This window comes from Pseudomonas orientalis, from assembly GCF_002934065.1.
Lineage (GTDB): Bacteria > Pseudomonadota > Gammaproteobacteria > Pseudomonadales > Pseudomonadaceae > Aquipseudomonas > Aquipseudomonas orientalis_A.
In genome coordinates, this window is record NZ_CP018049.1 from 3487734 (window position 1) to 3505077 (window position 17344).

17 protein-coding genes and 3 pseudogenes are annotated in these 17344 nt (G+C 59.2%); 8 read left to right on the forward strand and 12 right to left on the reverse strand.

The genetic code is table 11. The features are described 5' to 3' along the window. From BOP93_RS15500 to BOP93_RS15510, 3 genes are all read right to left on the reverse strand, one after another. Window positions 1-2112 (reverse strand): TonB-dependent receptor family protein, encoded by a 2112-nt coding sequence (locus tag BOP93_RS15500; RefSeq protein ID WP_104505297.1) that lies wholly within the window; start codon window positions 2110-2112, stop codon window positions 1-3. Window positions 2113-2267: 155 nt separating this feature from the next. Beyond that, complete coding sequence (locus BOP93_RS15505; RefSeq protein ID WP_104503337.1) at window positions 2268-2549, reverse strand: hypothetical protein; 282 nt, start codon at window positions 2547-2549, stop codon at window positions 2268-2270. Window positions 2550-2689: 140 nt separating this feature from the next. Continuing rightward, window positions 2690-3430: a hypothetical protein gene (locus BOP93_RS15510; protein ID WP_104503338.1), complete on the reverse strand. Its 741-nt coding sequence runs from the start codon at window positions 3428-3430 to the stop codon at window positions 2690-2692. 233 nt (window positions 3431-3663) lie between these two features. Between BOP93_RS15510 and BOP93_RS27995 the strand changes: the two genes are divergently transcribed. Beyond that, window positions 3664-3798 (forward strand): hypothetical protein, encoded by a 135-nt coding sequence (locus BOP93_RS27995; protein ID WP_256095189.1) that lies wholly within the window; start codon window positions 3664-3666, stop codon window positions 3796-3798. A gap of 90 nt (window positions 3799-3888) precedes the next feature. Here the strand turns inward: BOP93_RS27995 and BOP93_RS15515 are convergent, their stop codons facing one another. The 6 genes from BOP93_RS15515 to oxdA form a co-directional block, all read right to left on the reverse strand. Beyond that, window positions 3889-5142, reverse strand: coding sequence for a GTP-binding protein (locus tag BOP93_RS15515; protein ID WP_104503339.1), 1254 nt, complete (start codon window positions 5140-5142; stop codon window positions 3889-3891). Next, complete coding sequence (gene nthB, locus BOP93_RS15520) at window positions 5139-5795, reverse strand: nitrile hydratase subunit beta (protein ID WP_104503340.1); 657 nt, start codon at window positions 5793-5795, stop codon at window positions 5139-5141. The genes BOP93_RS15515 and nthB overlap by 4 nt, the downstream gene beginning before the upstream one ends. 38 nt (window positions 5796-5833) lie before the next feature. Continuing rightward, window positions 5834-6427 carry a nitrile hydratase subunit alpha gene (gene nthA / locus BOP93_RS15525; protein ID WP_104503341.1) on the reverse strand — a complete coding sequence of 198 codons (594 nt, stop codon included), beginning with the start codon at window positions 6425-6427 and terminating at the stop codon, window positions 5834-5836. 70 nt (window positions 6428-6497) lie between these two features. Next, window positions 6498-8012: an amidase gene (locus BOP93_RS15530; protein ID WP_104503342.1), complete on the reverse strand. Its 1515-nt coding sequence runs from the start codon at window positions 8010-8012 to the stop codon at window positions 6498-6500. Between the two features lie 151 nt (window positions 8013-8163). After that, window positions 8164-9030, reverse strand: a complete 867-nt coding sequence (locus tag BOP93_RS15535) for a transporter (RefSeq protein ID WP_104503343.1) — start codon at window positions 9028-9030, stop codon at window positions 8164-8166. An 81-nt stretch (window positions 9031-9111) separates the two neighbouring features. Continuing rightward, on the reverse strand, window positions 9112-10170 hold the full coding sequence (gene oxdA / locus BOP93_RS15540) for an aliphatic aldoxime dehydratase (protein ID WP_104503344.1): 1059 nt from the start codon (window positions 10168-10170) through the stop codon (window positions 9112-9114). Window positions 10171-10502: 332 nt separating this feature from the next. Here oxdA and BOP93_RS15545 point away from each other — a divergent pair, with 332 nt between their 5' ends. From BOP93_RS15545 to BOP93_RS28250, 3 genes and pseudogenes are all read left to right on the forward strand, one after another. Further along, window positions 10503-11438 (forward strand): helix-turn-helix domain-containing protein, encoded by a 936-nt coding sequence (locus tag BOP93_RS15545; RefSeq protein WP_065884997.1) that lies wholly within the window; start codon window positions 10503-10505, stop codon window positions 11436-11438. A gap of 272 nt (window positions 11439-11710) precedes the next feature. Further along, window positions 11711-12478, forward strand: a pseudogene (locus BOP93_RS28245) (MCP four helix bundle domain-containing protein); the annotation flags it as partial. 69 nt (window positions 12479-12547) lie between these two features. After that, a complete protein-coding gene (locus tag BOP93_RS28250) occupies window positions 12548-13336 on the forward strand; it encodes a methyl-accepting chemotaxis protein (RefSeq protein ID WP_430758797.1) in 789 nt (262 codons plus the stop codon). A gap of 93 nt (window positions 13337-13429) precedes the next feature. On the opposite strand, the gene BOP93_RS27850 is transcribed toward BOP93_RS28250, so the two are convergent. After that, complete coding sequence (locus tag BOP93_RS27850) at window positions 13430-14005, reverse strand: hypothetical protein (protein ID WP_237140360.1); 576 nt, start codon at window positions 14003-14005, stop codon at window positions 13430-13432. A gap of 276 nt (window positions 14006-14281) precedes the next feature. On the opposite strand from BOP93_RS27850, the gene BOP93_RS27855 reads away from it, so the two are divergent. Both BOP93_RS27855 and BOP93_RS15570 read left to right on the forward strand, forming a co-directional pair. After that, the gene (locus BOP93_RS27855; RefSeq protein WP_237140361.1) at window positions 14282-14497 is read left to right on the forward strand and encodes a hypothetical protein; all 216 of its coding nucleotides are present in this window, start codon (window positions 14282-14284) and stop codon (window positions 14495-14497) included. A 394-nt stretch (window positions 14498-14891) separates the two neighbouring features. Beyond that, window positions 14892-15071 (forward strand): annotated as a pseudogene (locus BOP93_RS15570) (hypothetical protein); the annotation flags it as partial. Between the two features lie 64 nt (window positions 15072-15135). On the opposite strand, the gene BOP93_RS15575 reads toward BOP93_RS15570, so the two are convergent. Continuing rightward, complete coding sequence (locus BOP93_RS15575) at window positions 15136-15678, reverse strand: hypothetical protein (RefSeq protein ID WP_104503347.1); 543 nt, start codon at window positions 15676-15678, stop codon at window positions 15136-15138. Between the two features lie 352 nt (window positions 15679-16030). Here BOP93_RS15575 and BOP93_RS27460 point away from each other — a divergent pair, with 352 nt between their 5' ends. Then, on the forward strand, window positions 16031-16459 hold the full coding sequence (locus BOP93_RS27460; RefSeq protein ID WP_157943508.1) for a hypothetical protein: 429 nt from the start codon (window positions 16031-16033) through the stop codon (window positions 16457-16459). Here the strand turns inward: BOP93_RS27460 and BOP93_RS27860 are convergent. Continuing rightward, window positions 16405-16720, reverse strand: a pseudogene (locus tag BOP93_RS27860) (VOC family protein). The gene BOP93_RS27460 and the pseudogene BOP93_RS27860 sit on opposite strands and share 55 nt — an antisense overlap. Before the next feature lie 161 nt (window positions 16721-16881). Between BOP93_RS27860 and BOP93_RS15585 the strand changes: the two are divergent. Continuing rightward, a complete protein-coding gene (locus tag BOP93_RS15585; protein WP_104503348.1) occupies window positions 16882-17181 on the forward strand; it encodes a hypothetical protein in 300 nt (99 codons plus the stop codon). Window positions 17182-17344 lie beyond the last annotated feature (163 nt).

The following is a 17344-nucleotide window of genomic DNA, read 5'->3' on the forward strand; positions in this document are numbered from 1 at the left end:
TCAGCGCCAACGCCACGACACGCCGGTGTAAACACCACGCCCGTCAGCGGGTGTGGAACGGGCTACGTCCATGCCTTTGTCGTCGTAACCCGGCGTAACAGTGTTGGCATAACGCCGGTTGGTCAGGTTGCGCAGATCGACCCAGGCTTGCCAGTCCTGCCTGGGCGCGTCGTAGCCGAATGTGGCGCCAAGGGTGGTGTAGGCTGCCGCGTAATAGGAGTTGGCGTAGTCCACCGCCACCCGCGAGGCATGCTCGGTGTTGAGGCTGGTGTAGAAACCGCTCGGGTGGCTGTAGCGCAGTTGCGCCTGGTAATAGTGCCTGGGGATGCCGGGCAAGGTGTTATCGCCGAAACGATCATCATCGCGGTAGTGGAAGTCATTGAAGGTATAGGCCTGGCGCAGCGCAAGCCGTCCATGGCGGCCGCCGTCCCACAGCGGGCTTAGCAGGCTCAGTTCCACGCCTTGGTGCACGGTGGGGCTGGCATTGGCTTCGGCGACGATGGCACTGGCGGTCGCGGTCTGGGCCTGGGTTTCCACGGTCAACAGTTCGTGGCGCACTTCGGAGCGGTAGAGCGCCAGGTCCCATTGGCCAAACCAGGCCTCGCCGCGCCCGCCAATTTCCAGGGTGGTAGCGGTCTGGTTCTTCAGGCTGACGCCTTCGCGTGCCAGCCCATTCGCAGGGCCAGCGTTGAAGTATTTATTGGAACCCCAGATCATCGACCAGGCGTGCGGCGGCTCGACCGAACGACTCAGGTTGCCATACACCTGCAATTGCGGGGTGAAGTCATAGCGCAGGCCGATGCGTGGCGCGTAGTCCCAATCGTGCTGACGCGTCGGTGCCTGGCCGTCCGGATAGGTGACCTGGGTTTCGCGGCGGGTATAAATCGCGGCCACGCCAGTGGTCAGCCACAGGTCGGGGACCAGCTCCAGCTCGTTGCCGATATGCAGCACCGTGTCGGAGCCCAGGTAGGTGTAGTCACGGGTCTTGGTGCCGGGCGCATAGCCCGCCGTGTTGCCAGCCGGGACGCGCACGTACTCCGAGGCGCCATTGTTGGGCATCGCCTGGGTGGTGCGCAGGCCGAGGGTGGTGGTGCTGTCATGACCGAACAGGCTGTCCTGGCGGATGTAATTGAGCGTGCCACTGATGTCGGTGTAGGCGACTTTCAGGCGATTGGTGCCTTCGCGCAGGTCCATCGGGTAGTCGTGATAGGCCAGCCCGACCTCGACGCGGGACGTATCATCCAACTGCAACGTGGTCTTGTTGGCAAGCCAGGTGGAACCCGGTTGCAAGCGTTTGGAATCGCGGGCGGCGTTGAGGCTGTTGGCGGCGCGCGGGTCATGGCTGATCTGCTCGCGGGTGAGCTTGCCCGGCGTGTCATTGGTGGTTTCGCGGTAGCGCAGATAGAAGCGCGTTTCCAGGTTGGGGTTGAAGCGATAGCCGAAGTTGGCCGCGATGCCCTTGCCCGTCCCGGCACTTTGCTGCTGGTAACCGTCGGACTGCGAATCGGTGAGGCTGATGTAGTAATCGGCATCACCGAGCACCTGGCCGGAACTGATTTCGCGCTGGGCGTAACCCCGGCTGCCCGCCTCATAGCGCACTTGCAGTTTGGGCGCGTCATAACCGGTGCGGGTCACATAGTTGACGGCGCCGCCCAGGGCCAACGCGCCCTGATCGAAACCGTTGGCGCCGCGCAGCACTTGCACACGGCTCTGCCATAACGGGTCCTTGAGTTCATAGGGCGTGCCGCCGGGGCCGGTCAGCGGCAGGCCGTCGAACATTTCATACAGCCCGGAGGCATGGGAACCCGGGCTACGGTTCAAACCCGAACCGCGAATGGACAACTTAACCCCTTCGTTATTCGCCGCCTTGGCGTACACCCCGGCCTGATACTTGAAGACATCCTCGTTGGTGCTCACCCGCCCCTGCTGCACGCTGTCCATGTCGATGAAGTTGGTACCGCCGGGCACGCTGTTGAGCTGTGCCTGGGCGATCTCGCCGGCGCTGGCTTCGGACGCGGTGACTTCGACCGGCGCCAACTGCAGGTCTTCGGCCTGTACCAGTGAACTGAGGGTCAGGGCGGCGAACAGCAGCGGGGGTTGGCGCAACAGCATGGGCAGGTCCTTGAAATACGGGAGCGGGCACGGCAATGCCGGCACGCGAGCAGTCATGGGAAGACTCCCACACCCGCCAAGTCACGCGCGATTCAAGTCACGGACTTTTCCCACAACCGTATAGGATCAGGATTATTTAAATGAAAACCCAGTGATCAATCGCTGCCCTGCTTGCCCGACCACTCCAGCGTCTGCATCAGATCGTCAGCGTCGGAGCCGACGGGAAACCTGAAACCGTACATCTGATCGGTGGCCAATATGTCGGCCAGCGTGTCGCATAGCTGCGCCTCCGTCGGCGCGTCGCGCAGCAGTTTGTGCGCGGGTATCAGCACCTCCGAAGCGACCCCTTGGACACTCGCGGCGTCGATGACGGCAAACAGGATAAATCGCAGGCGGATTTCGCGATCAGTAGGCCAAACCGTTTTTCGCTTACCCAAGGTAGGCCCTCATGTTTAAGAAAAGTCCGAGGCTAGGGCCGACCGGGGGCGGGTTTCAAGCGGTCGAGGGCAGGATAGGCAACTTCCTACAGAGGAAAGGGACGCACCGTACCGATTAATCGTTCGTTGGAACCGGCGTGTCACTGCACAGGCAAGAAATTCATCAGCAGCAGACTTTGCGCGTAGTTGAGGCCAATGCGTCGGTAGCGCTCATCGAGTATCTGGGTCAGCAGGTCGAGGCGCGCGACAATCTTGCCGAACTCGACGGCGAAACTGAGGTTGCTGCCCTCCTCTGATATCTCGTTGGAAAACAGCAGCAACACGCCATTGGCGTCCTGGCGCTGGCCGAGCAGCCAAGTGGCTTTCTCGATATTACGTGCGGCATTGCTGACGAACTGCGGGTTGATGGAGTCGGTCACGTAAAACTGCGTGCGCCCACCGTGTGCGGTCACCAGCATGCTGCCGATCGCATAGATGAACGCCCCCACCCGATCACCACGAAACTCCGGGCTCAAGGAATAACTCAGGGCCGCCAGATCACGACGCTCCCCCAGCGCTGGCAATGGCTGACGGTTCTCGATCGCCTGACGAATAGTCCGCGCAGCGGTCACCGCATCCGGATAACCGGACTGGCGCCACTGGCTGGGGTTGCGCAGGTACAGCTTGCTCATCAGCAGATAGAGGCTTTGCAGGTTGTCGCGCATGCCCAGGGTGGCCATGCGATCCACGCTGGTCTGGAAAAACTCGTCAGGTTTGCCTTCGCTGAACTGCCTGGCGACGTCACGCCCCTGCTGCTGGCTGCAGCCATTGGTAGATAACGCGAACAGCGCAGCCAGCAGGAGCGGCCATCGGGAGATAAAAGCAGTTGACGTTCGAACCATCGGCACCGGGTCTGTGGCTGTTGGCCACCCGTAGGAATCGGGTAGCTGGAACAGAGGTAGATCAGGAGAATGGAAAAAAGTGCAGCCCCACGGGTTCAGATAAGCAATGGACTACAGGGCGTTGCGACGATGGCTTTCAGAGCGCATCAATCGCCGCTGTAGAAAATTTGAATTAGCGAGTTGCCCTCTCGGTCAAGAATTATGAACGCAGTCAATCTGACGAGGTAAGCGAAATGACTATCCAGGCAGAAACACTCGTACAACTGACCCAAGCCCTGAAAGAGCGTGGCCTGAATCTGGTGTCCGACGTGCACTTCACCCGCGCGCCCTATCGGCACAATCACCGCTGGATCTGCACCGTAGAGTAGAGAATCGTTTTGCGCCGACTTCAGTCTGGCGTCAGTGTTCCAGGATGACCACGCCGAGCTGTTCAGCTGAAAAAACACGGAACGTCTCCATTAGAGGGGATCGGTCTGCAAGGCGTGCGTTGACGTGGACAACGCCCGTGAATCAAAGACTGCAGCCCCCGGCAGGGCCTGCCAGGCGACAGGGCCGGCGGCAATTTCCTCGGCACTCAGCAGGCAGGTGTCGAGCGCGCGTTGCAGTGCGGGGGTGTCCAGGTCCTGGCCGATGAAGACCAGTTCCTGGCGGCAATCGCCGACAATGCTGTCCCATTTGGCCATGATGCCCTGCAGCCGATAGTGGTCCTGCGGCCATTGCGCCGGGTCGATAAAATTCCACCAGCGCCCGACATAATCCCACTGAAACTGCCTGCCGCTTTGTGCCAGCAGACCGGTTTCCTGATGCCGGCTGGCGAGCCAGAAATAACCTTTGCTGCGCAACAGGCGTCCGTTGCTCCAGGGGCGGCTGAGAAAGTCGAGCAGGCGCTGCGGGTGAAAAGGTGCGCGCTCGCGGTAGACCCAGGACGTCACGCCATAGGTGTGCGACTCGGAGGCCGCTGCGTCGCCCTCCTCCATCTGTTTCATCCAGCCCGGTGATGCCGCAAGGCTGGGTAAATCGAACAGGCGGGTTTCGAGAATGCCGGCTAACGCGGTGTTGCCGTGGGTCATCGGCACGATCCGCGCGCTGGGGTTCAGGCCCGCCAGGATCGCCTGCACGGCCTGGTAACCCGGCGCATCGAGCAGGTCCAGTTTGTTGACGAGAATGACGTTGGCGTACTCCACCTGCTCGATCAGAAGATCCGCCAGAGGCCGGCTGGTCGTGCCTTGTGCGTCGTCGCGGGCGACGGTGTCCGATGACTCCAGCAACCCTTGGAAACGGCTGCCATCGACCACCGTCACCAAGGTATCGAGCCGCGCCAGTTCGCTGAGGCTGAAGCCGTCGGCGTCGAGAAAGGCGAACGTCTCCGCGACCGGCATCGGTTCAGAAATGCCGGTGGACTCGATGAGCAGGTAATCGAAACGCTGCTGACGTGCCAGGGCGCTGATCTGCTCCAGCAGATCGGCGCGCAGCGTGCAGCAGATGCAACCGTTGCTCATCTCGATCAATTCGTCGCGACCCCGATGCAGCGACACATCGCGCTGCACCTCGGCGGCGTCGATGTTGACCTCGCTCATGTCATTGACGATGACCGCCACCCGCAGGCCTTCGCGGTTGCGCAGGATATGGTTGAGCAGCGTGGTCTTGCCGGCGCCGAGGAAACCGGACAGCACCGTCACCGGCAGTCGGCCTGTCAAGGTGTCGTCCGTCATGCGCTCACCCTGCCGTCGGCGTGGTCCAGATAGCTTTCGAACAGGTCGACCACCACCAACCCCTCATCGGCCGCATCGCCCCACAGGTCTTTCACGCGAAACTCGACGTGGTAGGTCGGCTGATGCGCCGCACGCGTATCGCCATGGCCAATCGCGTCCGGGAATGGCCATTTTTCTGCCGTGCGGTGCAGCACCACGCCCGTCTTGCCGCGCACGTAAGCCGGCATGCGCACATGCCCGGCCACGTATTCGTTTCGCACCACCACCCGGTCGCCCACTTCGAAGGGGGCGCGGCCGGTGAGTGCCGCACGCCCACTCGACTGGGCAGGATTGGCCAGCTTGAAATGAGACCCCAGGGCCTCATCAAGCTCCGCCTGGGTGATCACGCCTTTCTCGACCAGCAAGGTTGCGGTCGCAATCACATAACGCTCGTAGTACTGGGTACCGACGTGCTGGCGAACGTCCAGGCGTTCGACGGCATGGCGCACTTCGTCCACGCTGAACATCTTCAAGTGATCGGCACCGATGAACATCAGGCTGTAGGCCAGGTGTTCCCAGTCCTGCTTGAACACCGGTTGGTAGCTCAAGCTGTTGATGGTGTGGGGGACTTTTCCAAAGCCCTGGAAACCGCCGAGATCGTGAAAGCCATCCATACTGAAACCTCCGGGAATTGAACGATAAGGGGCTGGGCTCAGCCAACCCGAGGTACGGCGACGCCAATCAGCACGTCCTTGGTGACCAGTGCCTGAAGCTGTTGTTCAGTCATATGCTCGGAGCCTTCAGGTCTCATCGGCACCACCAGGTAACGGGTTTCGGCGCTGGTGTCCCAGACCTTGACCACCACGTCGGCGGGCAGCTCAGTGCCCAGCTCGCGCAACACGGTGCGCCCTTCCCGGACCAGGCGTGCGCGGAACTCAAAGCCCTTGTACCACTCGGGCGGCAGGCCCAGCACAGGCCAGTTGGTGCAGGAGCACAGGCTGCACACAATGACGTTCTTGAGGCGCGGCGTGTCTTGCAGCGCGACGATGTACTCGCCCTGCGGGCCGGTATAGCCGAACTGCGCGCACGCGGCCGTGCCGTCCTTGAGCAACAGCGCGCGGAACTGCGGATCGACCCAGGCCTTGGCGACCACCCTGGCGCCATTCTGCGGGCTCCATTCGTGCGCCATCAGTTGCGTCATGTGTTCGATGTAGCCCTCGGGGATCAGGTCCTTTTGCTTGAGCACCTGCAATAACGCCTGCGCGCGTTCGCCCGGGGTTGATGTGGGTTTTTCAAGGGTGGTCATCGGTGAGCTCCTCATCAGTGAAGGTCGAAGCAGCGCCTGGCGTTATGGTTGTTGCGCTGCACGGGAGCGGCTAGGCGGTTTTCCAGTCGACGGCCGCTTCGAACGCGGCGGCCGCCTGGTAGATCGTGCCTTCGGCGTAGTGTTTGCCCACGAGCATCAGCCCGACCGGCATACCGTCCACCAGGCCACAGGGAATCGACATGGCCGGATGGCCGGTAATGTCCTGGGCCGAGGCGTTGCCGATCATTTCCAGGGCGCGGGCCACGTAATCGGTGATCGAGCAACCCGGTTCCGGGTGGGGTTGGGCAATGATCGGCACGGTGGGCATCACCAGCAGGTCATAGCGGGCCAACGCCGCGTCATAACCGGCGCGCGCCATTCGCCTGAGGTTTTGCGCCTTGGCGTAGTAGCGCCCGTTGTAGCGCTCGACCCCGTATTGGCCGACGAACATGCACAGCTTCAGGGAGGCCGACAGCTCATCCGCCTGCTCGCGCCATCCGGCCTGCTTGTCCAGCAAGGCGAGGTCATACAGCCCCTGCCAGTTAAACCCGGCGCCATTGCCCTGCATCATCTGCATGGTCAGGCCTTCACAACCGATCGGGTGCCATAGCGAGCCTGCAATCCGGTGTTCGGCCACCGACACGTCTTCGACCTGTGCGCCCAGTTGCTCGAACCGGGCAATGGCCGTGCGCACCGAGGCGGCGACACGCGGGTCCTGGTTGGCCAGTTCGAAGCCTTCGCGCAACACACCGATCCTCAGCCCTTGCACGCCACGGTCCAGGTAATCGCTGTAGGTATCGACCTGCGGCGCGGCCTGGCGCGGGTCGAGGCCGTCCGCGCCGGCCATGACTTCCAGCATCAAGGCGTTGTCGCGCACCGTTGCGGTAATGGGGCCGGCGTGGTCGAGGGTTGCTTCGATGGCCATGATGCCGGTGTACGGCACCAGGCCGTGGGTCGGTTTCATGCCGTAGGTGCCGCAGAACGCAGAAGGGATGCGGATGGAGCCGCCTTGATCGCCGCCCACCGCCATATCGACCTCGCCCGCGGCCACCAGCGCCGCACTGCCGGAAGACGAGCCGCCCGAGGCGTAGCCCTGGCGGTAGGGATTGTGCACCGGCGCCGGATCGGACGTATGGCTGCCGCCGGACAAGCAGTAATGCTCGCAGGTGGCTTTGCCGAGGATGGTTGCGCCCGCCTCCAGCAAACGGGTGACGACGGTGGCATCGAACGACGGCACAAAGCCCTCCAGGGGCTTGGCGCCGTTCATCATGGGCACGCCGGCCAGTGAGATATTGTCCTTGAGCGCAACCGTCTTGCCTGCCAGTTTGCCGTCCCTGGCACCGCTGACTTCGGTGCGGTAATACCAGGCGTTGAGCCGGTTGTGCGCCGCCGACGGGCGATAACCCGCACTGCGCTCGTAGCGCGTTGGTGGAATGAAGTCGGGCAGTTCGTCGATCAGGTCATAAGCGTCAAAGCTCCCCTGCATCAGGGCCAGGTATTCACTGGCTTGCTCGGGGCGAAGCTGCATGTGCAAGCGACTCGCAATGTGCTGCAGTTGCTCAAGAGTGGGGCGAACGATTGCCATGGAGGGCAGTCCTTATCGTGGGTGGCCTGGCGCTCAAGATAATCTGCGCCAGTGGGCACAGGCTTGGTTGAAACGGACAGCGACTTGGCTGGGCCGGACACCCCGCGCAACCCTCGAGGGCAGCCGGCCACTGCCGTGCAAGACGGTGACCTTAAAACACGCGGGCGTAGCGCAGGTTCATGCGGAAATCTTCCCGTGGCCCGTTATCCACCGACAGATCCTTGCCCAGTTGCAGCTGGATCTGGTCCTGGGCGGTGACGAACTTGGTGGCCGTCAGCCGGACGTTGGTGGTGCCCAGTTCGTTATCCTGGTTGACGTGCTCGACGTTGGTTTCACCGCCCCAGGTGCGTCCAAAACCGATCCCGAAGGTGGTGGTGGCGTCAGGCATATAGCGCCCCATCAGCTGCGCTGCGTAGGAAACATCCTGCTTGAGCCGATCGGCATTGGCACCGTAGTCGGTGTTGTCGCCATACCAGGTCGCGCCACCCACCACGTCCACCGCCCAGTGTGGCGTGAAGTGCTTGACGTAGGCGCTCTGCAGTTCGAATTTCCAGCGGTTCTCACCGATGTTCAGCCCGTCATCCTTGTCGTAGGTGCCCGTTGGGACGAAGACGTAGGGCGCAATGCTCAGGGTGTCGCGGGCGTCGTTGAAGCGCCACTTCACCGGTGCGGTCAGGATCAGGTCGCCAATCCCGCGGGTACTGCCCAGCGCCGAGGCGTCACCGTCACTGGAGACATGCCCGAAGGGCAGCAGGAATTGCGGGTCGATGGTGACGGTGCCGCTCAGGGCATACACATGCAGCAGACGCAGGATGCCGACATCCGAATTCAGCCTGAAATCCGAACTCGTCTTATGCCCCTTGGCGTAGGCCGAGTCCGTGGTCGAGTGCTGGTAATACAGCGCACCGATAGTCGCGCCAACGGGGTATTGCTCATAGTCGCCGGGGGCGACCTCAACGGCGTGCGCCGGTAATACCGGCAATACCGTGGTGAGTGTGAGCAGGCGGAGCTTGTTCATGGTGTATTCCTCGCAAACGGGTGCCGTGCCACCTGATGAGGTGGCAAGCCGGTGAATTCAGGGCTTTGCGTGTGGCCAGGCTCAGGCGGCTGCGGTTTGCGCGTCGCGCAGCATTCCGGTGTGGGGATGACAGTTGATGTATTCGAACAGTTGGCTCTTGGCGTCCGACACCGACACTTCGTGGTACAGGCGTAATTTTTTCAAACCCGCAGCCACACGGAAGAACGTCACGAAAATGCGCAGGTGGGTCGGGTGCGACTCGGCCCAGCGTTCGAGTTTCTCCACCGAACGCCAGTGGCCGATGTTGTAGCTCACGTCGAGGAAGTTGCCCTCCAGGTCGATATTGCGCACGAACCGGTTGCTGTAGCAGCCCAGGGCCTGGCCGTTGTCACGCAGGAAGTCCATGCCGTCCTGCAGGGTCGGCAGGATTTCGTCCAGATACAGCGAGCGTTCGTCCGCCTCGGCATCCGCCCAGTCCTGGCCTGAGCGAATCAGCGTGAGGTTGTCATGCCCCATGATCACCACCCGGCCACCCTTGGCCGGATCACCGGCGACCACTTGCAGTTCGCTGGTGGGCTTCATCCAGTCCGTCTGGGAGATCGGGAAACGGTCGCGCATCGAGCCCCAGTAACCGTGTTCCTCGATTTCGCCGCTGGTCGCATCCATGACGGCGCCGACGCCGGGCAGGTTGTCCTGGAAGGCATACAACGTCTCGAACTGTTCGGCGCGCGGTGCGCTGATTTCCCGGAAATAGCCAAGGCCCTCATTGAGCCGGTCCGGTGAAGCCCACCAGTCGTTCACCGGCGCCGAGCGCAACCAGCGGCAATACGCGCCGGGGTCTTTCCAGTAGCCAACGACCATCAGGTTGTCAAAGCCGCTGTTGTCGGTGTGGTGGGTCAAGTCATGGGTCTGCGGGCCGTCGGCCAGGCTGAAACTGCCGACAATGTGACGCATGGCTTGCAGCGCGGCTTCGCGCTGGGCCTCGCCTCGATACTGCACACCGAGATACGCCATCACCACTTGTTCAAGCTGCTCGTCTGCGCGGGCGACCCACATCGGGAACGGTGGCTGATACTCCTCGGGCACCCGGCGCGACAGGCTGCGTGGGCATTTGAGATGGGTGTCGATTGCAGATTCCATAGTGAGCTCCTCGTTATTTTCGTTCAGGCCTGCGGATGGGCGGTATGAGCGGCTGCGAGGTGCAAATTAGACCGGGACGACCAAGGGTCGCTTGGCTCGTCGAGACAACCGTTTGGTTGGGCAAGACAGGCGGCGGCCGCCGGGCCGTCCGTGATCGGCGATGGTGCATCCGTACTTTCAGTGGGCATGACCAGGGCGAATTCGCCCCCCTGCGGTTACAGATAAGCGAGGCGGCAGGCACACAAGGTCCCGCGCAAACGCCTGGCCTGCTAATTGCTTGCCAAAAAACGCCCGTTACCCCTTCTCGAGCCCGCCGTACCGAGGTCCGTGCCATGAACCCGAGCACTCACTATTCGACCCTTGCCGTTCCTGCGCCGCGTCGCTTTGATTACTGGAAAGAAGTGGTCTGCCGCCACTGTCTGGCGGCCGATAGCAAACCCTTGTCCCAGAGCAGTTTTGATGGCGCCCTGACGGTCAACACCGTCGGCGATCTGGACCTCTGTTCGCTGTCCTCGCCACTGCATTATTGGGAGCGATCCGAGCGGCATCTGCGCAGCGGTCCGGCGGAAGACTTATGGCTGGGTTTCGCCCGAAATGGCCATGGTCAAATTGAACAAGGTGCACGCAAAGCCAACCTCGCAGCGGGAAATTTGTTTCTTTACGACGCAACCCAGGCGTTTCGCTTCAGCTTCGGTGGTACCGAAAATCACTTGGTACGTATCCCGCGCGCCTTGCTCACCGAGCGTCTGCCGCGCATTGCGCAATACACCGCGATGGTCCTCGACGACCGTCGCCCAGGGGTCATCCCCTTGCGCGAAATGCTGCGCCAGGCCGCGAGCACGCCGACGTCGATGCAGGATGAACACATCGCAAAGCGTTATGCCGCGACATTGCTTGACCTGCTGGTGATCAGCCTTGAGCTGCAGGACCTGACAACCACCCACCAGGAACTCGACCTGTACGGCCGCATCATGCAGTACATTCAACGGCATTTGACCGAGCCGGACCTGTCGATTGAAGTCATCGCACGGGCTCACCATGTATCGACCCGCACCGTGACGCGCGCCTTCGCACGCTACCAGAAGACCCCCGTTGCAGAGATCTGGAAAGAACGCCTGAACGCCAGCCGTGAAGCGATCGAGCGCGGTCAGGTGCGCAGTGTGTCCCAGGCGGCACTGGACTTCGGTTTTTCCGACTTCTCCCATTTCAGCCACGCGTTTCGCAAGGCATTCGGTGTGGCGCCGAACACGCTGTTACACCGCGGCTGAAGCGCACGGCAGTCATCTTCGGCACGGCCACCCCTGCGCGCCTGCGCCTGGTTGAACTGCCTCTGTACTCCTTCCAGCAGAATCTGCGCGATTAGTAATCGCGCAATTATTTAGCGCGCCTATTATCTCGATTCATTCTTTTGTATTCCTGAATGTGCACCTGCCCCCCAAGCTGCGAGTGAGCGTCACTGCGCCGCGTGGATGTTTTGTCCGCGCTCCACAAATGGACGTGGAGAAGCCACGCCATTGAATCCCGGCCCCCGGAGGCCTTTATGAAATTAAGATCCTTGAATATCGCGCGCAGGGCTTTCGTCTGCTTTGGGCTGATCACACTGCTGCTGATCAGCCTGGCAGGTTTCTCCTATGTACAGATCGATCACCTGCGTAGCGCAGAGCAGGACATCGAGCAAAACTCACTGCCCAGCGTCCAGGTCATTGACGATATTCAAATCGCCCTGCTCCACGCGCGCCTTGAAAGCATCCGCATGCTTTCGAGTACGACCAGGGAGGTGCATGACAAATCGCAGTCATTGGTCGAAGACGCCATACAGGCACTTCAGTCGAAGACCGCGTTTTACCGTGAACACCTCATCTCCGGCCAGCAGGATGAAATCCAGTTTGCGAAGACCAGCGAGGCGATGAATGTATACATCGACGGCCTCAAGCAAGTGCTTGCCCTCGATATTTCCGATCATGACCAGGCTGTTGTTTTTGCGAACACCGAGCAGGCGCAGCGAGCAATCGCCTATCAGGATCAGCTCACCATCTTGCGTGAGCAGAATGGGCGTCAGGCGGTGGAGTCCGGCGAAGAGGCGACAGCGGTATACACCCATAGCGTGAGCGTGCTGATCTCGGTACTGGTCGTCGCATTTATCCTGACAATCGTCTTGGCAAGCTTGTTTACCAGAAGCATTGTCAGCCCCATCAACTCCTCGCTTGAGTTGGCGGAAAATATAGCGTCTGGCGACCTCACCCACGACCTTGAAGTGACAGGTTCGGACGAAGCCTCACGCTTGATGCAGGCACTCAATCTGATGCAGAACAACCTCAGGAGCACTATTTCAGAAATCTCGGGAGCGTCTGCTCAACTGAGTACCGCAGCCGTTGAAATGACCTCGATCACCGAGAGTGCCGACCGCACCCTGCAACAGCAGAACAGCGAAATAGAGCAAGCGGCCACCGCCGTCACCGAAATGAGCGCGGCGGTTGAAGAGGTCGCCAGGAATGCCAACTCCACCTCCGAAGCGGCCATGCAGTCCAGCGTCTCGGCTGATCTGGGCAATCAGAAAGTGACTGAAACGCTGACGGCAATGCGTGGACTGACGGAACTGGTAGAAGTCTCGTCAGGCCAGGTAAAAGAACTGGCAGGCCAGGCTCAAGACATCTCCAAAGTATTGAGCGTGATCAGGGCGATTGCCGAGCAAACGAACCTGTTGGCGTTGAATGCCGCCATTGAAGCAGCACGTGCAGGCGAGCAAGGCCGTGGTTTTGCGGTGGTGGCCGATGAGGTTCGGGCCCTGGCGCACCGCACCCAGACGTCGACCCAGGAAATCGAACAGATGATCTCCGCGATTCAGGCCGGTTCTTCAGCCGCCGTCGAGTTGATGCAAAAGAGCACCTCAGAGGTCTACACCACCCGAGATACCGCAGAGCAAGCAGGCCACTCGCTGCGCCAAATCATTGATTCGGTACTGGAAATCAACGACCGCAATATCCAGATTGCAACCGCTTCCGAGGAGCAGGCTCACGTAGCGCGTGACGTGGATCGCAGCCTTATCAGCATTCGCGACCTGGCCATCCAGAGCACCGAAGGCACCTGCCAGACGTTGATGGCAAGCAATGAGTTGTCACGCCTGGCCGTCAACTTGAACGACTTGGTGCTGCGGTTCAAGACTTGAAGCTGGATCAACACCGATCACAGGCAAAAAAAATCCCGCAGAGCAGCTGGCTCGCGGGATTTCTCTTGGATGTTTTGGCATGCAACCCGGGATTTATTTGGCCTGGCGAAGCACAAGCTCAGACAGACGGGTCTTAACGCGGAAGCAGAACTCACGAATTTGAAATTGATAGGCAGGCATGACCATATAGTTCAAATCGGCGCCCAGTGAATCCTTAACTTCCATGTATTTAGCGGTCTTGCTGGCAATGGCCTGGTATTCGACCTCGTATTTGTCGTAAGACGCCTTGTTGTAAACCTTCAGAACATCCAACTCTTTACGGCACTGCTCAGCGCGATTCTGGTTGAGTTTTGTCTCTGATTCCGGCTCTTGCTCCGGCTCTGCCGCCTGCGGTGCGTAAGGCACTGCGGCGTAAGCACTGGCGTTCGCAGGTGCAGCCTCATATCGCGCAGGCGATTGTGCGGGTGCCGGAGTTGCGGCTTCAGGCGCTTCTTGCTGGACGACGGCAGGAGGTGGTGTCACTTCAGGTTTTTCTGGAGTTTTAATAGCGCATCCCGAGAGGGCAATCCCTAGCACTGCAACGATGCCACACATTTTATTCATCGGTTCCACCAACAGGTCATTTCGGTTAGCTGAGTCGTTAGGTTCTGGGTAAAAGCCATGACTCATTCAATGATCGAGCATGAATTTCTACCAGCCTCAAGGCGCTCAGCCGCTCTTCCTTGAGTACGCAGATTAACGATGGTAGTAAAAAAACAGCGAGGTGACGAGTAAAAGCTCGTCAGAAAGACCACGGATTTTATGGGGCAATGGCACTGGCCGTCGCGGCGCTGCGCAATCGCGGGCAAAAAAAATCCCGCAGGGCGTTAGCTCGCGGGAGTTTCTTATGTGTTTGGCGGGAAACCAGGGATTCGAACCCTGGGAACGCTATTAACGTTTGCCGTTTTGAAGGCCAACATCAAGCAAAAATCAGAGCTCGCCCTGGCGGGTCACATCGCCGCAATCAACAAGACCCTTGGCAAAGTCACGCTGCCTGATGTCGTTTCGGACTTCACCGGCGCCATGAAGAATAAGCGCACCATCGCCAGCCTCCAGGACGCAGTACCGAGCTGGCCCGGGCGAAAATCGACGCAAACCAAGCAGCCGATAGCATTCGTCTGAACCTGAACAGTCTGGCGGAGCTTGCCATTGATTATGTCTTCCTGCTCAACGACTTACTGCAGCTGGTGACCAGAACCAATGATGATCTGGTGACGCTGATCAAATTCAGAATCTCCGAACACCAGAAGGGAGCTCAGGAAAAGGCCGACGCGAAGTGCATTGCCGAGGAACAAGAGGCCCAACGCCTGGCAGCTATCACGTCAGAGCCCATTGTCGAGAAGCTGGTTGGGCCCGAGCCAGTCCGCGCCACACCCGTCCAAACTTCGGCCCCCGTCGGCAGGGCCGAAAAGCCTGTGGCGAGTCACAACGTGGACCGGACAACCATCCTCAAGCGCCGGAAGCCGCCCATATCTCGGGCTGCGTGTAACGCGCTGCGCAAACTCGCAGAGTCATTATGAAAAAGCGCAAGCCGCGTAACCTGCAGGCACGCATCGCCCGCTCGTGCCACTCGTTGCTGGCATCCAACCACGTTGCGGTGGTGAACATCGACCCGAGCGGCCGCCAGGGCATGATCAATTACAAGTCGCTGAAGAGCATCGCGCCAAGGAAGTTCGGCCAGGCCCTATGCGGCATGAACTGAGCGAGCAGGAATGGCAGCACACGGTAACGTATGGCGCCCGGCAGATGCTTGAGGATCGTCAAGTAAGATAATAATACACCCCAACTCCCGCCAACCCCAGAACAAGCACGAAGCCTGAAGACCACTTCAAAATCTGAAATGAGCGTTCTCCACGTTTTACTCTTTCCCACTCATTCTTTAAAACCTTTTGAACTTCAGTGACTACTGCCTCAATCTGACTCTCCATCGCCTGTCTTGACATGTCCTTTGAATTAGATACCTCATCAAGTAAAGCCAAGAGAACTACGTGCTCTTTTATATTCAACCGCAGCCTAATCCGGGTCACTAAATCCACCATTTCAATAAGGTTATCTTTACTGGACACCAAAAAATTTGCTTTTTGGTCATCAGTTTGTTCACTGATAATATTAGACATACCAATCAGCATATGCAGAACGCCAGAAAGTCTAGACACATCCTGCCGAAGAGCATCAATCCATAACTGACGAAACTCAGAGGTTTTTTGATCCTTAGAAAGGATTGCTACGGATAATGATATGGCACCTGCGATTACCGCAACAACAACACCGCCGACTAAAGGGACAAGCAGTTCTTCCTTCATTTTCTAAATCATCCTTTTTACGCGTTATAAGTTTTTTTAAAAATATCTTAAATCGCCGCTACAGGTAACTGGTTTAGGCACTTGACTAGAGATAATCCTTGAGCCACATCTGCGCATACGTCCGGCAGCAATATTAGCTGGCCGCTTGAATGCTGCACTTTGGACTGCTCCGGGTGTGGCTGCGATTGCGAGGGTGGCTGCAGCTGTGGTTCGTCCACGGGTTGCCGCGAATGCGGCTACACCGGAAAGCGGCGGCTCTTTTTTGGGTTCGCGCCCTCCCCCCAGAACGCCAGAACTCCTAACCCCAATCCCTCCTACATGCCTGCCGGTGAGCGGCGGGAGAGGTACAGCCATGACCAAAGATCAACCCCAGCAACTTGCTGCTGCGGTATCCCGTGCGACCGAGGCGGGCAAGGTAGCCGCTGCCGCTGCGGCAGATGACGGCGGTAGCGCGAACTTAGATCGAGTATATCTATGCGACTTGAAGGGGATCCGTGAGAAAACGCTGCTCGGCGCCGGCATTGCCGGTTATATGAAGTCGGCCGGCGCCCGCATTGGGCTCAATGTTGCACTCGTCGCCGGACTGCTGTCTTGCTGGGAGCTATCTGGGGGCATCGACGGATGTGTGAGCATTCAAAGACAGCATCATAGTGTGGCACTCCTGCAAACGATTCTTGATCGGCTGTGTGAAGTGACCCTGCTGTGGGCTGGGCTAGCGTCAACCGTTTATTTCTGCGCACTCCAGACCGCCAACTCATATCCACCCAGATCAATGAAGTGAAATCTCTTGCCCCCAGCAAACGCGGAGATCTCCCGGCTTATTGTGGTTCCTGCTGCACTGAGACGGCGCTGGGCTTCATCAAGATCATCAAGAATGACCAGCGGGCCACTAGGTCGAACGGGATCTCGCGTCTTGGATCCTCCAGTGAGCCCGCCATCGCTGAATTCGGTGTAGCTGGGCCCGGAGCCTACGAAGGTCCAACCAAATGCCAAGCCATAGTAAAGTTTTACAACGAGAAATATCGCCAACGTTGAATTCGATATTGTGGACCTGACGATCAGCATCTAACGCCCATGATTGCTTCCCTGTTGTAGAAGGGTTTGATCAGGCATCCAGCGTGGATGGAATGCCAGTAGCTGGGAATGGGTTCCCGTAGTAGCTTTGTGCTTCCTTAAAGCAAAACGCACTCGGGAGTAATCGTTATGAAGATCGTCAAAGCTATTTCTGCTGCATGGAGCAGCCGAAAAAAGAAAACCTGGGCAGAGCTTAACGACTGGGCGCTGATCTTAATCGGCCTACCTAGCTTTGCTACGGGTACCTATTACCTGTGGGTAGCAACAACGGTCACTCAGGACCTAATCGTCTGGTCAAAACATAACGGACTGACATTCGAAGCGATCCTGGTTTTCGCCTTCCTGGGTTCGATTGCGCTGAGTGGATTGTACTTGGCGACCGTCGCGAAACGTTGCTATGGACTGATCGTTGAGAGGAATTTTAAGTAACTGCGTTTCTTTATTGCAGCCAAGAGGGTCGCCGCTATCAAAACCCACATGTCGTTACTTCGTCGGTTTGGCGGAACTGTAAATGCCAAAAGCTCTCATTGGTGATGGCGTTCGCCTCAAAAATGATGTTCGTACGCGAGTTATTTCGAATACTCGGATGAGT